This window comes from Aggregatibacter aphrophilus ATCC 33389 (assembly GCF_900636915.1).
Classification (GTDB): domain Bacteria; phylum Pseudomonadota; class Gammaproteobacteria; order Enterobacterales; family Pasteurellaceae; genus Aggregatibacter; species Aggregatibacter aphrophilus.
In genome coordinates, this window is the sequence record NZ_LR134327.1 from 1,956,622 (window position 1) to 1,973,621 (window position 17,000).

At 42.1% G+C, this 17,000-nt stretch carries 14 protein-coding genes; 5 read left to right on the top strand and 9 right to left on the bottom strand.

Going from position 1 to position 17,000, the window contains the following annotated elements:
* Positions 1-26 precede the first annotated feature (26 nt).
* From EL144_RS09415 to cpdB, 3 genes are all read right to left on the bottom strand, one after another.
* Positions 27-704, bottom strand: a complete 678-nt coding sequence (locus tag EL144_RS09415; protein ID WP_005703996.1) for a hypothetical protein — start codon at positions 702-704, stop codon at positions 27-29.
* 8 nt (positions 705-712) lie between these two features.
* Entirely contained in the window at positions 713-3,040 is a 2,328-nt protein-coding gene (locus EL144_RS09420; protein WP_005703995.1) for a hypothetical protein, read from the bottom strand.
* Positions 3,041-3,170: 130 nt separating this feature from the next.
* Positions 3,171-5,147 carry a 2',3'-cyclic-nucleotide 2'-phosphodiesterase gene (gene cpdB, locus EL144_RS09425; RefSeq protein ID WP_005703994.1) on the bottom strand — a complete coding sequence of 659 codons (1,977 nt, stop codon included), beginning with the start codon at positions 5,145-5,147 and terminating at the stop codon, positions 3,171-3,173.
* A gap of 242 nt (positions 5,148-5,389) precedes the next feature.
* Between cpdB and EL144_RS09430 the strand changes: the two genes are divergently transcribed.
* From EL144_RS09430 to EL144_RS09445, 4 genes are all read left to right on the top strand, one after another.
* On the top strand, positions 5,390-6,289 hold the full coding sequence (locus EL144_RS09430) for a siderophore ABC transporter substrate-binding protein (RefSeq protein WP_005703993.1): 900 nt from the start codon (positions 5,390-5,392) through the stop codon (positions 6,287-6,289).
* A gap of 76 nt (positions 6,290-6,365) precedes the next feature.
* Positions 6,366-7,331 carry an ABC transporter permease gene (locus EL144_RS09435; protein WP_005703992.1) on the top strand — a complete coding sequence of 322 codons (966 nt, stop codon included), beginning with the start codon at positions 6,366-6,368 and terminating at the stop codon, positions 7,329-7,331.
* On the top strand, positions 7,321-8,262 hold the full coding sequence (locus EL144_RS09440; RefSeq protein WP_032995200.1) for an iron chelate uptake ABC transporter family permease subunit: 942 nt from the start codon (positions 7,321-7,323) through the stop codon (positions 8,260-8,262). The genes EL144_RS09435 and EL144_RS09440 overlap by 11 nt, the downstream gene beginning before the upstream one ends.
* 11 nt (positions 8,263-8,273) lie before the next feature.
* Positions 8,274-9,032, top strand: a complete 759-nt coding sequence (locus EL144_RS09445) for an iron ABC transporter ATP-binding protein (protein ID WP_005703990.1) — start codon at positions 8,274-8,276, stop codon at positions 9,030-9,032.
* Between the two features lie 113 nt (positions 9,033-9,145).
* On the opposite strand, the gene fdhF is transcribed toward EL144_RS09445, so the two are convergent.
* Positions 9,146-11,299: a formate dehydrogenase subunit alpha gene (fdhF, locus tag EL144_RS09450; protein ID WP_080987871.1), complete on the bottom strand. Its 2,154-nt coding sequence runs from the start codon at positions 11,297-11,299 to the stop codon at positions 9,146-9,148.
* Positions 11,300-11,558: 259 nt separating this feature from the next.
* Here fdhF and EL144_RS09455 point away from each other — a divergent pair, with 259 nt between their 5' ends.
* Positions 11,559-12,656, top strand: a complete 1,098-nt coding sequence (locus tag EL144_RS09455) for an ATP-binding protein (protein ID WP_005703988.1) — start codon at positions 11,559-11,561, stop codon at positions 12,654-12,656.
* A 100-nt stretch (positions 12,657-12,756) separates the two neighbouring features.
* On the opposite strand, the gene hycI is transcribed toward EL144_RS09455, so the two are convergent.
* The 5 genes from hycI to EL144_RS09480 all read right to left on the bottom strand — a co-directional run bounded on the left by hycI (position 12,757) and on the right by EL144_RS09480 (position 17,000).
* On the bottom strand, positions 12,757-13,215 hold the full coding sequence (gene hycI, locus EL144_RS09460) for a hydrogenase maturation peptidase HycI (protein ID WP_032995198.1): 459 nt from the start codon (positions 13,213-13,215) through the stop codon (positions 12,757-12,759).
* Positions 13,205-13,612, bottom strand: a complete 408-nt coding sequence (locus tag EL144_RS09465; protein WP_005700901.1) for a formate hydrogenlyase maturation HycH family protein — start codon at positions 13,610-13,612, stop codon at positions 13,205-13,207. Before EL144_RS09465 ends, hycI begins: the two co-directional genes overlap by 11 nt.
* A gap of 224 nt (positions 13,613-13,836) precedes the next feature.
* A complete protein-coding gene (locus tag EL144_RS09470) occupies positions 13,837-14,613 on the bottom strand; it encodes an NADH-quinone oxidoreductase subunit B family protein (protein ID WP_005700903.1) in 777 nt (258 codons plus the stop codon).
* Positions 14,610-15,257, bottom strand: a complete 648-nt coding sequence (locus tag EL144_RS09475; protein ID WP_005703986.1) for a formate hydrogenlyase complex iron-sulfur subunit — start codon at positions 15,255-15,257, stop codon at positions 14,610-14,612. The genes EL144_RS09470 and EL144_RS09475 overlap by 4 nt, the downstream gene beginning before the upstream one ends.
* Positions 15,258-15,269: 12 nt before the next feature.
* A complete protein-coding gene (locus tag EL144_RS09480; protein ID WP_005703984.1) occupies positions 15,270-17,000 on the bottom strand; it encodes a hydrogenase large subunit in 1,731 nt (576 codons plus the stop codon).

The window sequence follows — 17,000 nt, forward strand, 5'->3', positions numbered from 1 at the left end:
GCACTTTTAAATGTAATCTAAAGAGACTAATTCTTTGGTTTTTCACAATTCAATTTGGCAACCTTATCATCATGATTAAATCGATACTTTTCTTCAAATTTTCCATTTTTATCAGATTGAGCTATCACAAATTGATCACCATCGTTATACCATATACTCTTAATATCTTTATAACCTGACACAACCGCATCGCAAGATTTTCCTAGATAAATTATAGAACTCAAATTATAAACAACCACACCATTTGAATTCGCTTTACTGGATATTACCTCATAAATATCAGGTGTATAAGAAAAGTCACTGCCAAAGTCATCAGAAAGTTTAGTCTTTATGACATAACATAGCTTACGCAGAGCAATATCTTTGTTTTTTTCCGACTTTACTAAATTATTTAACCAATCTTTAAAATCATTATTATAGGTTGAATAGTCAGCTACCGGAGTATGCGTTGCATTTTCATAGGCATAAATTTCTCCTATTGATAATAAATGCATTTCATTTTTTAATTTATCATTAGAGCAAACTAAATTATTTAAACTAGAATTAACTTGACAGTCTGAAATATTTTTTACCCTTGAATACGACTCATTCATTATTGATAAATATTCAGTTATTACCTCATTATATTTCTCACCTAAGCATGACTCTGAATATGCATAAGGGATATAAACAAAAACTGACAATAAATAAATATAATTTTTCATACTACCTCCTAATTAGATAGCTTTAATAGAATAATTTCTCTTACTTTTTCATAACCGCCAGCATCTTCTATCATTTTTTTTGTTTCTTCTAATGCTGACATAGTTTTATCTGCTGAATAATGTGCCTTATTTAGTCCATCTGAATCATAATAACTCATTGTACCGTCAGATTTTCTTGCTTCTTTATCCCCTTTCTTCTTAACTAGTGGCTCTCCTGCAGGAACAGCGGCTGATGCCCATTCTTGGGCTACAGCATATGCTGCTTGTTTAACAGTTTTACGATTTTTAAAATATTCTGAAATATCAGATCTCTTGCTTTCCCAAAAATATAGTGGCATTAATTGTTGAAATTCTTTATTAAATAATTGAGTATCCTTATTAATAGATCTATATCCGTTTAACCATCTTAAAAATAGATTCAATGTAGGCGGTGTCATTTGAAATATACCAACTGCTAACATATGTTTTCTATTTGGTCCTATCTCTGTTGTTTGTGCTTTCCTAATCTCTGCAATTGTCATTTTTTCTAAATAATACTGCGCTGTAGGTTCAAAATGACTTTCATAAACTCTATTTCTGCCTTTTTCATCCCAACCAGTTATATTGTAGGCATTAAAAGAACCTTTAGATTCTTTTGAAACTATCAACTGAACCAACGGCGTTTCAAACCAATCAAACTCACCCGCGGTAGCTGCCAACCACCCAACCACCCCTAACGGATGAAAATAATACGCCTGCTTATCCGTATTAAACCCATCCACCTCCAATTTTATCGACAAATCTGCCACCCGTTTCTCAATTCGAGCGGCGCTGTCTTCCTTGCCATGATTTCGATAAACATCACAGACTTGTTTAAAATCGGCTAATTTTGTTTTCTTCCATTCACTTTCATGCTTGGCAACAATGCCCGTCAGTCTTCTTTGTTGTATCGGATTTAATAATAAATCCTTGAGTTTCCCCGCCTCAAATACCGCCGGTGTGTTTTTATCCACATCTAAGTCCAATTCGTCCATAATGGATTTGAACATCGGGTCTAATTCATTTTTCTGCTCAATCGTCAAATCACTTTTTGGGTCGATATTCTGATCTAACGCGTGTTTGAAGATGCAAAGTCCATTGCCTGCTTGAGTAAACACATTTACACCGGGGAATAATAATCCATGGGTTAGATGACTGCTATCCACATAAATGCCGCCGTCTTTATTACTTTGTACCTGTTGATAAAGATACGATTGTACATTGTAGTAATCTTTGCCCGTTTTAGCCGTTTTCTTCTTCACGGTTTTCTTTTCTACATCGGACAGTGGCACCATGATTTCGACTTCCGTTGTCTCCAGATCTACCGCTTCGTCATTGAGCAGGGTGTAAAGCTGACTTCCTCTTGCTACATATAAAAAGTTGTCTTTGATGCCTTTCTTGTCTCGGTCTTGCTTGTAAGCGGCTTGTGCTTTGGCTTTAAATTGCTCAATGTTGTCATATGTGAATACTTCAAGGTGTAACAGCTTTTCGCCACTTTCGCCCATTTGGTTATATTCGCCCATTAAACCCAGTTCTTCTCCCGCTTTAATCTCTATCGGTTCAGCCAGTTTTACTTCACTGTCAACCAGAGTTTCAATATTGTGGCGGGTCAAGAATGGAATGCCACTTATCGGTTGGCTCATCATGGTTTCATAAGAGCCGCTAAACACTTTCCAATGTTTACCTGCTTTCGGTTTATGTTCAACACCATTAACATCCTTATACCAAGTCACTTCATCAAACTTAGTTTTGTTGCTCTGATATTTTCTGACCAATAACGCCAATCCATTCGGCAACCGGGCAATCACCTTATTATCTTCTCTGATTGCCACCGGAAATTTATCTGCTGATTTGGTTAATGCCAAAATCTCTTCCCCCGATGACTGATAATCATCCATTTTTGCCGTATGCCGATAAAGAGAGTAGAAAGTCAGCACATTGTCTTTCGGATATGTCACTTCATGTTTCAATAGAAAATAGCCCGTAGAATATACCGCACTTTTCATGGGCACTTCGGCTTTGCCATCTTCTTTATATTCACTATCCACTTTATAGGCAATCAGTTTACCATCGGCAATAACACAGATTTTATCATTCTCAAATTCGCTACTCGGAAACTTTGAAGCCCGCAAATGAATACCTTGGTGCCAAAGTCCGCTGTTATTAAACAGAAAACGGGCGCTTTCATCACCGACAAGGTGATTAAAATATTGTTGCAAGATACTTGCGCCGTTCTTAGCTTTCAGAGGATACGCTACATTTGGAATTTGAGGTATTTGCAGAATATCTTGTAATGAATTCTTTTGTTTTTCTGACATGTAACTATCTCTCAAGAGGTAAATAAAAAAACATGTAAAATCAAAAATTAAAAACTTATTTTACTAATTAACCCGTAAGAATAAACAAAATAACAAACCACACAAAAACGTGTGGTTTGTTATTAAAAATTTATTTGCCCGATAAATCAATTTGATATACCGCAAATCCCACTTCATCAGTGCCCACCTGTTTCATTGGGTATTGGGCGTTTTCTTTGATAAATTGCGCCGTTTGCTCACTTGGTGAAGTTTCAAAGCGGACATCTAATTTATCGTTGCCTTTGATTGGCACGAAGCGCCAGTTTTTGTCGGCACTTGGGTTCACTGCACTGTCTTTTTCACTGGTGGCTTTGATGTAATCCGCCAACACTTGACGGTTTTCATCCGGCGCAGCGTAAACAATGTGCTTGTCGCCGGTGCCCGGGAATTTATTACCATAAGCACGGTAGTTATTGGTGGCGATTAAGAATTCTGCTTTCGGATCCACCAGTTTGCCTTGATAAGTCAAATTCACCACGCGGTGAGCATCCGGATTGATTAACTTACACTCGCCGTCATAACGTGGCGGTTGAGTTAAATCATATTCATAATTTACGCCATCAATCACATCAAAGTTATAGGTGCGGAAGCCTTCCCAATCCAATAAAGATTGTGGTTTGTCGCTGGCAGGATCGATTTGCTTAAACATCCCCGCGCTGCATTCCAACCATTCTTTCAATTGTTCACCGCTGACTTTCACGACCACCAAGGTATTCGGATACAAGTATAAATCCGCTGCATTGCGGAACGTTAACTCGCCTTTGTTCACTTCAGTGTAGCCTGTCGGATCGTTTTTACGTCCGCCCGCTTTAAATGGTGCGCCCGCACTTAAAATTGGCAAGCCCGCCATGGCAGGTACGCTTGGGGCAACTTTTTCCACATAGGCTTTTTGCGCTTGGTTAACAATTTGAATGGTCGGGTCGTCTTGCACCAATGCCAAATAGCTATACATATTGTCGGTGGCTTTACCAATCGGCTGTGATACGAATTTACGGGTCGCTTCATGGGTTTCTTTTAAAAGTGCGGTCATTTCCGGATCATTTTCTGCCAACGCCTTTTTGTTTTCCGCATCATAAATCGGACGCAATACCGCTTTGCCGTCAGTGACAATCCATTTGCCGTTATGCTCGCTCAACACTAAATCTACGACACTGATATTGTTCGCCCAATAGCCCGCCATACTTTCCGGCACGCCTTTTACGGTGCCTTTGGCAATATCCGCATTTGGTGATTTGGCAAATTCTTTATTCGGGAACAAACGGTGGGAGTGACCGAAAATCACCGCGTCAATGTGCGGCACATCCGCAAGATAGAACGCGGAGTTTTCTGCGCCCTCATGATACGGCTCGTCAGATGGGCCGGTATGCGCTAATGCAACGATAATATCCGCGCCTTTTTTCTTCATTTCCGGTACATACTTTTGCGCACTTTTTACGATGTCGCGGGTTTCCACTTTGCCCGTTAAATTGGCTTTATCCCACACCATAATTTGCGGTGGTACAAAACCGATATAACCGATTTTTAGCTTATGTGACTTGCCTTTATTGTCCACCACTGTTTTTTCCTGAATCACATAAGGCGTGTAATAAGGCTCCTCACTGCCCGCTTTCACCACGTTGGCGTTCACAATCGGGAACTTCGCCTGTTTGATGGCATCGGCTAAATAATCCAAACCGTAGTTAAACTCGTGGTTACCCAATGTGCCTACTTCATAATGCATGGCATTCAAGCAATCCACCGCTGGGTTTGGCTTACCTTCTTTATAGCCCACTGCCGCTTGATAATCAGCAATCGGGTTGCCTTGAATCAAATCGCCGTTATCCACCAACACACTGTTTTTCACTTCTGCACGAGCTTGACGAATCAAACTTGCTGCACGAGTAAATCCGAATTTCTCTGTCGGCGCATCTTTGTAATAGTCAAAATCCGTCAAAAAACTGTGAATATCGGTGGTACCGATAATGCGTAAATCGACTTGGTTATCGCTTTTCGCGAACGCCATGCGATGGCAACTGAGCGCCAACACGCTGGTTGCACCGATTTGAATAAAACGTCTTCTATTCATCATAATAAACTCCTTCATTAGGGAAAATGGGTTAAAAGTTGACGTTATTGTAAGGAAATTAAAGGGGCTTTGAAAGGAAAAGTGCAGTCAGAAAAATGTCCGTTTTTTTAACCGCACTTTTATCTTTCCATCTTCTTCTCCGCATTGAGAAATAACGATTTTTTCCAACATTTACATTTACCTTTTACTAAATTGAGATAGAATGCATGAGAATAATTTTCAATTTCAAATAAAGAGGTTTTAGAATGTTGAAAAAAACATTATTAGCATTAAGTTGCATCACCATCGCTGTCTCTACTTGCGCAAAAGAAATTACGATTCCAACGGCACGAGGAGAAGTGACATTAGCAGCACCGCCAGCCAAAATCGCAGTATTTGATACGGGAAGCCTTGATACCTTGCAAGCCTTGGGTGTGAAAGTCGATGGCGCAGCGGATGTGGCAAAACTCCTTCCGTATCTAAAACCAACCTTAGATTCGGCAAAAAATGTCGGTACCATTTTTGAGCCAAACCTTGAAGCCTTAAATGAACTTAAACCTGATTTAATTATTGTCGGCACCCGCACGGCGAAAAAATTTGATGATGTCAGCGCTATTGCAAAAACGATCGATTTAACCGATAACGGCAATAAATTGGTGGAAAGCGGCATTCAACGCATTGACAGTTTCGGCCGTTTATTTGATAAACAAGCGGCTGCAGATAAGTTAAAAGGTGAATTGGAAACCTTATTAAAAGACACTAAAGCTGCCGTGAAAGACAAAGGCAACGGTTTAATTATTTTAGTCAACGGTGGCAAAATTTCCGCATTCGGTAGCGGTTATCGTTTAAGTTTTATTCATGATGAACTTGGCGTACCAATGGCGGATCCGAGCATTAAAGGTACCGGTCATGGCCAACCGGCAAGCTTTGAGTTTATTGAAAAAACCAATCCTGACTGGTTGTTTGTGTTAGATCGCATTTCTGCTATTGGCGAAGAAGGTAAAACCGCCAAAGAAGTGTTGGATAATGAATTGGTTCGTCGCACTAAAGCCTGGAAAAACGGTAATGTCGTTTATCTCAGTAGCGCTTCCTACTTAGCGCCGGGCGGTGCGGAACAATTAAAAACGGACTTAAACGCGATTAAAACCGCTTTCGAGAAAAAATAATCATGCTTATCGTTCTCTCCGTTGTATCGCCTTCATGCCAAGCGGAGAGAACGTTTTTATTACTTAAAAAAACATCATGTCTGGAATTTTCACGTTAAATCGGATTAATTTTTTAATTCTTGTATTACTCGCCGCATTAAGTATTACCGTGGGCGTAGCCGATTTCCATTGGTCTCAATTTTTTTCTCAACCGGAACAAATGCAAGTCCTGTTAGTCAGTCGATTGCCTCGTACCTTCGCCGTGATTTTAGTGGGGGCGACTCTTGGCGTGGCTGGCATGGTATTACAAATTGTCTTAAAAAATCGCTTTATTGAGCCGGGCATGATCGGCGCCACTCAAAGCGCGGCATTGGGGATTTTATTAACCAGCCTGTTATTTCCAAGCGCCGCCTTGCTTCTCAAAATGTCCGTCGCCACCGTCTCCGCACTCATTGGCATGGGCATTTTTACCTTATTGTTACAGCCATTGCCGCCACATCAACGTCTCATGGTGCCGTTGGTGGGGATTGTGTTCGGCAATATTATTGAGGCGATGACCACCTTTCTTGCCTACGAAACAGACAGCTTACAAACCTTGTCCATTTGGTTTTCCGGCGATTTTTCCGGCATTTTGGCAGGACGTTATGAATTATTATGGCTTACCGCCGCCCTTGCTGTGGTGGTTTATATTATGGCCGATCGTCTGAGCATTACCGGACTGGGGAAAAATATCAGTACCGGCTTAGGGATTAATTATCGTCAAATGACGTGGTTTGCGTTAATTGTAGTGGCGATGATTACCGCGGTAGTCGTAGTCACCGTCGGGCAAATTCCCTTTATCGGCCTGGTTGTACCAAATATTATTTCCCGCTTAGCCGGTGACCGATTACGCCAAAATCTGCCTTCGGTTGTGTTGCTCGGCGCCAATTTGGTCTTGATTTGCGACATTATAGGTCGAGTCATTAACGCACCTTATGAAGTACCGATTTCGACCATTTTCGGCATTGTCGGCACATTGATTTTCCTCTATTTGTTATTTAAGGGGAAAGCCAATGCAAAATAATCGCGTCATGTTATTACTCGGTGCCCTACTCACGTTTGCTTGCGTCTTTTTTATGACCTATCACGCCAATGGTAACTGGGATTTCATTTTGCCGTTTCGTGGAAAGAAACTGTTGTTATTGCTGATGATGGCCTACACCATTGGCATATCTACATTGCTATTCCAAACCTTAACCAATAACCCGATTCTGACACCCAGCATTTTAGGCTTTGACTCCTTATATTTATTGGTGCAAAGCATTTTAGTGTTTCTCTTCGGCGGGATTGGATTTACACAACTCAATGTGGCCGGCAAATTTGCCTTTGAAACCTTGCTTATGCTACTTGGCGCACTCCTGTTATTCCGTACACTCAGCAAAAACAACAGCGATCTCGCCCGTATGATTTTGGTGGGGATTATTTTCGGTGTGCTTTTCCGCAGTGTAAATAACCTGCTACAGCGCATGATCGATCCGAATGAATTCGCCGTTGCACAAGGATCTTCCTTTGCCAGTTTTAACACGGTGAACCCAACCTTATTATGGATTGGTACTATCATTACATTGGTCAGCGCCCTGTGGATTTGGCAACAACGTTTTAAATTAGATGTACTACTACTGGGGCGTGAACGCGCTATCGGATTAGGCTTGGAATATCATCAATTCAGCCGCCAATTACTCATTTGCTGCGCATTTTTAGTGTCAATTTCCACCGCACTTGTGGGACCGATTCTGTTTTTAGGCTTATTGGTATGTGCCATCATCAATGCCATCAGCCCAACCATGCATCACAACATTCGCATCCCAATGACGTTTATGGTGTCGGCCATCACATTAGTAAGCGGTCAAGCCGTGTTCGAACAGGTAATGAAGATGCAGGGTGTGCTTAGCGTAGTTATCGAATTTGTCGGTGGATTGGTGTTTATCTATTTGATGTTAAGACGGGCAAAATAAAGGAATTTCTTGTGATAAAAATTGAAAATATAACCTATAAAATTAATCAGGCGACGATTTTAAATAATATTAATCTCACCATCCCAAACGGTGGCATTACCGCATTGATCGGCGCTAATGGTGCCGGTAAATCCACGCTACTCTCTTTAGTTGCCCGCTTAAATCCGATTCAACAAGGGCAAATTTGGCTAAATGATATGGATATTGCCACCACGCCATCACGCACAATTGCCCAAAACCTGGCAATTCTGACCCAAGATAACGTGATTCATAGTCGCATTACGGTAAAAGATTTGTTGATTTTCGGCCGTTATCCGCACCATCAGGGGTGCCCGACGGAAGAAGACAATGCCATTATCCGCGATGCCTTACAACGTTTTGAATTAGCCCCCTTAGCTAATCGTTTTCTTAGCGAACTTTCCGGCGGTCAACGTCAACGCGTCTTGATTGCCATGACCTTCTGTCAAAAAACCGATCATGTACTACTTGATGAACCATTAAATAACCTCGATATGTTCCATGCCCGCGAGCTCATGCGCTTGCTACGCCAACTTACCGATGAACTGGCACTGACAACGGTAATGGTAGTACATGACATCAATATGGCTGCCGCCTATGCCGACACCATTGTCGCTATGAAAAACGGTGAAATTGCCATGATCGGCACGCCGGAAGAGATGATTACCAAGGAGAATTTAAAAACGGTATTTAATTTAGAGGCAGAAGTGTTGGATTATCAAGGGAAACAATTGGTAGTGCACCATATGTAACCTATGGTGCGTCTTGACTTCATCAAAAAAGCCATTCAAAAAACACTCGAAAAAACGACCGCACTTTCATTCTTAAAAGTGCGGTCATTATTTTAGCTAAATTTATACAAACCCTAAGCCACTAATGCGGTTTGTTTCAAGCGGTTTTTGAGTTTGGTATATTCCGTTACCACATAGCGTTCTGCCCAAGCTTGGTCGTCAATTTTTTCAATGCGAACCGCGCTGTATTTGTATTCCGGCGTTCTAGAACCCGGGTTCAAATGTTCGGCAGTTAATTCGTTACATTTACCAATCCACCATTGATAGGTCATATAACAAGCACCTTTGTTGGTACGGGTACTGACATCGGCACGGCAAATAACTTTACCGCGTGATGAGGCAATCCAAACCAGGTCATTGTTTTTAATGCCTAATTCTTTGGCATCTTGATCGTTCATTTGTACGAATCCCGGCTCATCGGCAAGCGCGGCAAGTGCTCGGCAGTTACCGGTCATTGAACGGCAGGAATAGTGACCCACTTCGCGTACGGTAGAAAGCACCAATGGGAATTCTTCGGAAAGATCTTCCATAGGCGGTTCCCAGTCACAGGCAAAGAATTCGGCTTTACCGTTTGGACGGTCGAAGATTTGGCCTTTATACAAATATTGCGTACCTTGATCTTCAGGACCTTCATCAGTACACGGCCATTGAATATAACCCAAGCCTTCCATTTTTTCGTAAGTCGCCCCTTTGTAAATCGGACAAAGCTCACGCAACTCATCCCAAATTTCTTTGGTGTTGTTGTAGTGCATTGGATATCCCATTGCTTGCGCGATAAGGCTTATGATTTCCCAGTCGTCCTTGACATCACCTACCGGTTCAACGGCTTTATAAAAACGTTGGAAACCACGGTCGGCAGCACTATACACGCCTTCATGCTCCGCACAAGAAGTTGCCGGTAAGAGCACATCAGCTTCAGCGGCAGTTTGTGTCATGAAGATATCTTGCACAATTAAGAATTCTACTTTCTCAAAGGCTTTTTTAACGGCATTAATATCAGGCTCAGTTTGTAATGTATCTTCGCCCATAATATAGAATGCCTTGATTTTATCCTCCATGATAGCTTCCGGCACTTCACTTAACGGCACGCCCGGCTTGGTTGGGATAGACGGCACGCCCCAAGCTTTCGCAAATTTCGCGTTAATTTCAGGGTTCGCAAAACTTTGATAACCAGGCAATGTGTTGAATAACGCACCCATGTCGCAAGCGCCTTGTACGTTGTTTTGACCACGTACTGGATTCACCCCAACATTTGGTTTACCGAGATTGCCGGTGAGCATTGCCAAGCTTGCCAATGCGCGCACGGTTTCCACCCCTTGGCGGAATTGGCATACTCCCATGCCCCACAAGATAGTGGCGGTTTCCGCTTTCGCATAAGTGCGGGCAATTTCACGCAACATTTCTGGTTCAATACCGGTAATATGTTGAGTGGATTCTGGTGTGTAGGCTTTCACAGTTTCATAGAACGCATCGAAGTTTTCGGTGTTTTCGTCAATGAATTTTTGATCTTGCAACCCTTCTTCCAAAATCACATTCATCATAGCATTCAAAAATGCTACGTTAGACCCGTTAGCAAGCGGCGCATAAATATCCGCAATACGGGCAGTTTCGATTTTACGAGGGTCACAAACAATGATTTTCGCCCCTTTTGCTTTGGCGTGGTTAATCCGACGCGCCACAATAGGGTGTGAAGTGGAGGCATTATAGCCAAAAATGAATACGCATTTGGTATCTTCAATCTCAACGATTGAGTTAGACATTGCGCCGTTACCGACCGATTTGAGCAGACCTGTTACAGAAGGGCCGTGTCATACGCGCGCACAACAGTCAATGTTGTTATTTCCTAATACCGCACGGGCGAATTTTTGCATCACGAAGTTTACTTCGTTGCCTGGTCCACGGGAAGAACCCGTTACCATAATAGATTCGTTGCCGTACTTTTCTTTGATTTCTCTAAGGCGGTTAGCGGTGTAAGAAATTGCTTCTTCCCAGCTCACCGGAGTGAACGGTTCGCCACGTTTGTAGCGGATCATCGGTTGAGTCAGGCGAGGAGTCAGGATTTTTGTGTCATGCACAAAGTCCCAGCCATAATATCCTTTCAGGCATAACTCCCCTTCGTTTGTTTTGCCGTTTGCACCCTCAGCTCCCACGATTTTGTTGTTCTCCACCAAAAGATGGATTTTACAACCTGAGGCACAATACGGACATACAGTAATCACTTTTTTAATAGCCATAGTAATGTCCTTATTTGAGATACAACACGAGGTTAGAGATTCAAATTTAGAATAATTATTTTTAGGTATATACTACCCCTAAAATCTACTTATAGGCTCACAAAAACTATGGTTTTATTGATATAGAACAGGTTTTCAGTAAATTCTTTTAAGGATTATACGGATATTGTTTTCTCATAATAACTATGTAAAATTATGCATTAAAAACATAATTATGGAAATTAAGCATAATAAAACATAATGAGGCAATATAATGAAAGTAAAATCCGATCCACTTTATTATCCAAGAACCGAATTGGCTGATTTGTTGGTTCGTAATCTTGAAGAAGGCATCAGCTCAGCCTTTACCCTGTTTGCGCCTCGTCGTATGGGAAAAACGCAATTTCTGCTTAATGACGTCACCAAATCGGCCAAAGAACATAATTTTAATGTGTTCTATTTCAGTTTTATGAATGAACACAGAGAGTCCATTCAAAGCGAATTTCGTCAGGCACTCATAAAATTCTTAAGTGAAATCAGCCCCACTTCCGCATTAAAAGAAATCAAAAGCATAAACGTCTTTGGTGTTGGCATTGAAAAAAATGAAACCGATATGCCGGAATTTCCCATAAATGTTCTCATTGATGAAATCGCCAAAGATAACAAACCCACTTTAATGCTGCTTGATGAAGTACAGGAGCTGGCACGCATTCCTAAAACTGAAGGACTGATTCGTTCTTTACGAACAGGTCTTGATACCAATAAAACCAAGGTAAAAGTCATCTTCACCGGTTCTTCCACCAACGGTTTACGGGAAATTTTTGACGACATCAAAGCGCCTTTTTTTCATTTTTCCCACACCATAAAATTTCCGATGTTAGATCGAAAATTTACTGACTATTTAGCCGATATTTATCAAAACCGAACAGGAAATAAAATTGATAAGGCTATGTTTTTTAACTTATTTGAAAAACTTCAATTCACTCCGCTATATCTACGGGCTATTACACAAGATATGATCATAGACCCAAGCCTGCCTCTTGAAGAAGCTGCTGAATCTCGTTTAAGCCTAATTCATGAACGCTCGGACTATAGCAAAGAGTGGCAACATTTAACTTCCTTGGAACAACAAATCCTACTTTGCATACAGCGTGGCGAATCAAGTTTATACAAACAAGAAATTCGTCGACAAATTGCTAACAATCTAGGATTAAGCTCAGCTATTTCCACCAGTACGGTGCAAACAAACATTAAGAAACTCATGAATAAAGAATTAGTTACCAAACAAATGGATGGCCAATTGGCACTGAATAGCGGACTATTTAATCAGTGGATAGTGGATCATGTGTTGAAGAAGGGGAAAGAGGAATAGTGAATATCCTGCTTTTAAGTTAACCGCTCTCTTTTCTACAAAAAGTGCGGTCCATTTTCGTCGTATTTTTAAAAACGTTCAGAAAATCCACCGCACTTCTTTACAACACCGGAATCTCCGCCAAATCCCGTCCGTCTTTCAAAAAATCATACATAAATTGGGCTGAGTCTTTTACGGTGTCAGTCATCGGAAAACCAAAAGAAACGAGATCAGGTTGAAGACCAACAAAGACGATTTTTTCAATGTCTTGTTCCAGCTGTTCAATGAGGAAATTGAGTGGCATATTATGCGTACTCATGAAAAACATCTCGGCGATGGCATCTTTTTCGATGATGCGTATTTTACCCGGCGCCAATTCCATGTCTGCGGCATCGAAAATAAGTAAGAGTTTAGGATTGAGTTCACGCACAATGTGAGCAACATTCTCCGGCGCGGAACCGCCGTCAAGTGCGGTCCAATTTGGCAATGGATTTTCGTTCAATAATTGATAGAGATAAGGCCCTGCGCCGTCATCTCCCATCATGCTGTTGCCAACAGTTAAAATCACATTATTCGTCACGACGTTTCACCATAATATACATCACCGGCTCACGCTGAATGGAGGCTAACGTATCCATTAAAATATCAGCCCATTGTTGATGTTGAGCAGTGAAATTTCCTTTATTTTCGTCAATAGCTTTGGCAAGCAGATTCACATGACTAGAGTCAATGACAATTTCGCCGAATTTCATTAGACCGGAAAATTTGCGCCGTGCCTCCCCTTCCGGAAAACTTTCGACAAAACGTTGATAGTCATCGTAGTCGCAAACTAACAATTTTTTAAAGCAATCAATCACGCCCACATGGTGACCAATCGCCAAAGAGTAATACATCACTTGCTGCGCTTGCTCCGGCACTTGCTCATCGTTTTCCACGAAACGCTCATTTAATAAATAAAAAAAGACTTTGGTTGTCATGGTATATCCTTATAACCGTTAACCATGGGCAATAAATTACCATCGGTTAAGCATACTCATTCCCCGTTAAGAAACGCTGAGAGAAGACCATATTTAGCTCCCAAGGGGCTAAATTATACACAATCTAGGATAACTAAAGGATGGCGCGCGTCTCCCGACGCGTGCCTTGATTTAACTATCAGCAACACATCAGAGACGTGCGCTACTGCTTCTATAACGTGAAATCATCCCGAAAACGGCAAACTAATCGCATGCAAGCGATTGATGATTTCGCTTAAACGTGGATCTGCTTCACGTTCTAGATATTCGCCTAAACGCACACCAAATGGCACCTTATCATCTTCCGACATCATCGCCATAAATTGATTGGCGATATTACCACCTTGACGATAACCAGCAAGACGACGAGCTTCGCGCTCAAGACTAATGCGCAAATCCAACGGAATCGTTGGGAAACGCAATTTGGCTTCGGCATTCGGGTCGGCTTTTTCTTGTTTACCTTTGAGTTTTTGATCGAGCAAACCGAGTGCCATGGCAAAACCATAAATGGTGGCTGCAGGTGTTGGAGGACAGCCCGGAATATACACGTCAACTGGAACGATTTGATCGGAGCCACCCCAGACACAGTAAAGATCATGGAAAATTCCGCCACCACAACCGCAAGCGCCGTAGGCAATACAAATTTTCGGATCCGGTGCGGCTTGGTAAGCACGCATAGCCGGAGTTCGCATGGCTCGGGTAACTGAGCCGGTGAACAATAAAATATCCGCATGGCGCGGTGACGCCACCACCTTGATCCCGAAACGTTCTGCATCAAAAACCGGTGTGATAGTACTAAAAATTTCAATTTCACAACCGTTACAACCGCCACAGTCCACACGATATACATACGCCGAACGTTGAATATTCTTCAACAGGGCTTGTTTCATTTTGGCGATATTTTCATCAATACTGAATGGCGTTGAAATACCGTTTACCGGCATTGGAATTTGTGTATTCATCGTTTTTCGCCTCCTGCTAAAACGTTAGAAAAACCAACCGCACTTTCTTCCCGCTGTTCGATCATTTGTTTGAAATTCAGACGAACCGGCTCTTTAAAATCGATAAGTTTCATCCGCATATTGGATTCCATGTTTGCGGTTTTTTCCAAACTGTGTTGCCGTTTGCAAACCGGGCAAGTATGCAGCACCGTCAATTTTTGTTTGACTAATTCTGGGTCGCCCAAACTTTGTTTAAATAAATCAATGGTGTAATTCAGCTCTTTATAAGAAATAAACGGTTTGCCACATTCCTGACAAGTCACTGTAGCAAAAGTGGTTTCTTGGAAAAGATCCTGTTTATTAGCCACCGATAATTCAAAATCTTGCGTCAACCGAATAGCCTTTGTTGGACAAACCTCTTCGCAACGTCCGCAGAAAATACAACGGCCGAGGAACAACGACCATGTACGTTCGCCTGTGACTGGATCGGTTCGCATGGTCAACGCATTAGCCGGACACGTCATCGTACAGGCGGCACATACTATACATTGATCGGAATTGAGATCCGGTTTGCCTCTAAAATCCTCATCGACTTCGTAAGGTTTAAACGGATATTTCGTTGTCGCATCACCAGTTTTAAACACGGTTTTAAGTAACTTAAACATTTTCCACCTCGCTTATTTCAATGGTGAATTTTTACGCTCAATACCGTAGCGTTCAATTTCTTTGTAATCTACGGTTTGTGCCTTACGTTTTCGTACATCCACCACAGTAACGCGGTCGGTACAGGAATAGCAAGGGTCAAGGCTACCGATAATAAGCGGTGCGTCAGACACTGTATTACCACGTAACATATAACGCAAGGTTGGCCAGTTAGCATAAGTCGCTGCACGACAACGCCAACGGAAAAGTTTTTGGTTATCTCCTAGCATTGACCAGTGAATATCTTCGCCACGCGGTGCTTCGGTAATACCGAGGGCAAAACGTCCCGGCGTATAATTAAAACCTTCTTTTAAAATAGGGCCACCAGGCAAATTATCCACCATATAATCAATAATATTCATGGACTCAAACACTTCGTTAATCCGCACTTTCACGCGGGATAACACGTCGCCGTTGGCCTCGGTGAACATATTGAAAGGAACATCACCATAGCCTGAGAACGGATGCACTTTACGCACGTCACGGGCAAAGCCGGAACCACGAACCATCGGGCCAACCGGGCTGAAATCGCGGGCAATATCTTTTGCCAAAATACCCACGCCAACAGTGCGTTGTTCCATGTTTGGCGTATTCAACAAAATATCCGACAAGGTTTTAACTTCTTCGCGCATTTCTCCAATCAGCTTGATACATTGCTCACGTTGATGTTTCAACATGTCACGACGCACACCGCCGATGAGGTTAATACCGTACGTTTTGCGGGCACCGGTGAGTACTTCTGCCAAGGTCATGGATTTTTCACGCACACGGAAGAATTGCATAAAGCCGGTATCAAAGCCGGTAAAGTGGCTGGAAAGCCCCAAGTTCAATAAGTGACTGTGCAACCGTTCTACTTCCAACAAAATGGCACGAATCCACTGAGCACGTTGCGGAATTTGAATACCCAAAGCACTTTCTACGGAATTGGCATAGGCTACACTATGAGTAAAACCGCAAATCCCGCACACACGGTCAGCAAGGAAGTTCACTTGGTCGTAATCCATACGGGTTTCCGCCAATTTTTCCATACCACGATGGACATAGAACAAGCGGTAATCCGCGTCAATAATATCTTCCCCATCCACAAACAAACGGAAGTGTCCCGGTTCGTCAGAGGTGATATGTAACGGCCCTATTGGCACAATGCGTGCTTCGCCTTTTTCGTTAATAAACTCGTATGTTTCTGTCGCGGTTGTCGGATCAGGACGTAAGCGATAATCCATAGAATCCTTACGTAACGGGTAAAGATCATCCGGCCAATCGTCCGGCAATACCAAACGGCGTTGATCAGGCAAGCCGACCGCTTTTAAGCCGTACATATCGAACAATTCGCGCTCACCCCAGACAGCCGCTTTGACTTTCGGTGTAACGGACGGAAACTCCAAGGTCACAGGATCGACTAAGGCTTTAATGGTGACAAAGGTTTTCACTTCCCCTTCCATAGAAAGTACATAGTACACCGCATAATTGCCATGAATCGAACGCTCATCATTCCCAAACACCAAAGGTAACCAGCCATAATGTTGGTAATAAAGATATTCCACCACATCGGGCAACATATTGGTTTTAATGGTTAGTGTGACCTGATTCGGTGTTGACCACTCCTCGTCCAAAATTGTATTTGGAAATTTCGCATTAATTGCTTCAATATAATTTTTGCCAATCATTTTGGCTGGATCGACCGATGTATTTTTCGTTAATTCCAT

Bases quoted from the DNA above. Each gene is read 5' to 3' on its own strand.
- EL144_RS09475 (WP_005703986.1), bottom strand. From the start codon at position 15,257: ATGTTTAAGTTACTTAAAACCGTGTTTAAAACTGGTGATGCGACAACG.
- cpdB (WP_005703994.1), bottom strand. From the start codon at position 5,147: ATGATGAATAGAAGACGTTTTATTCAAATCGGTGCAACCAGCGTGTTG.
- EL144_RS09455 (WP_005703988.1), top strand. From the start codon at position 11,559: ATGAAAGTAAAATCCGATCCACTTTATTATCCAAGAACCGAATTGGCT.
- EL144_RS09430 (WP_005703993.1), top strand. From the start codon at position 5,390: ATGTTGAAAAAAACATTATTAGCATTAAGTTGCATCACCATCGCTGTC.
- EL144_RS09465 (WP_005700901.1), bottom strand. From the start codon at position 13,612: ATGACAACCAAAGTCTTTTTTTATTTATTAAATGAGCGTTTCGTGGAA.
- EL144_RS09435 (WP_005703992.1), top strand. From the start codon at position 6,366: ATGTCTGGAATTTTCACGTTAAATCGGATTAATTTTTTAATTCTTGTA.
- EL144_RS09470 (WP_005700903.1), bottom strand. From the start codon at position 14,613: ATGAATACACAAATTCCAATGCCGGTAAACGGTATTTCAACGCCATTC.
- EL144_RS09440 (WP_032995200.1), top strand. From the start codon at position 7,321: ATGCAAAATAATCGCGTCATGTTATTACTCGGTGCCCTACTCACGTTT.
- EL144_RS09480 (WP_005703984.1), bottom strand. From the start codon at position 17,000: ATGGAATTAACGAAAAATACATCGGTCGATCCAGCCAAAATGATTGGC.
- EL144_RS09420 (WP_005703995.1), bottom strand. From the start codon at position 3,040: ATGTCAGAAAAACAAAAGAATTCATTACAAGATATTCTGCAAATACCT.
- EL144_RS09415 (WP_005703996.1), bottom strand. From the start codon at position 704: ATGAAAAATTATATTTATTTATTGTCAGTTTTTGTTTATATCCCTTAT.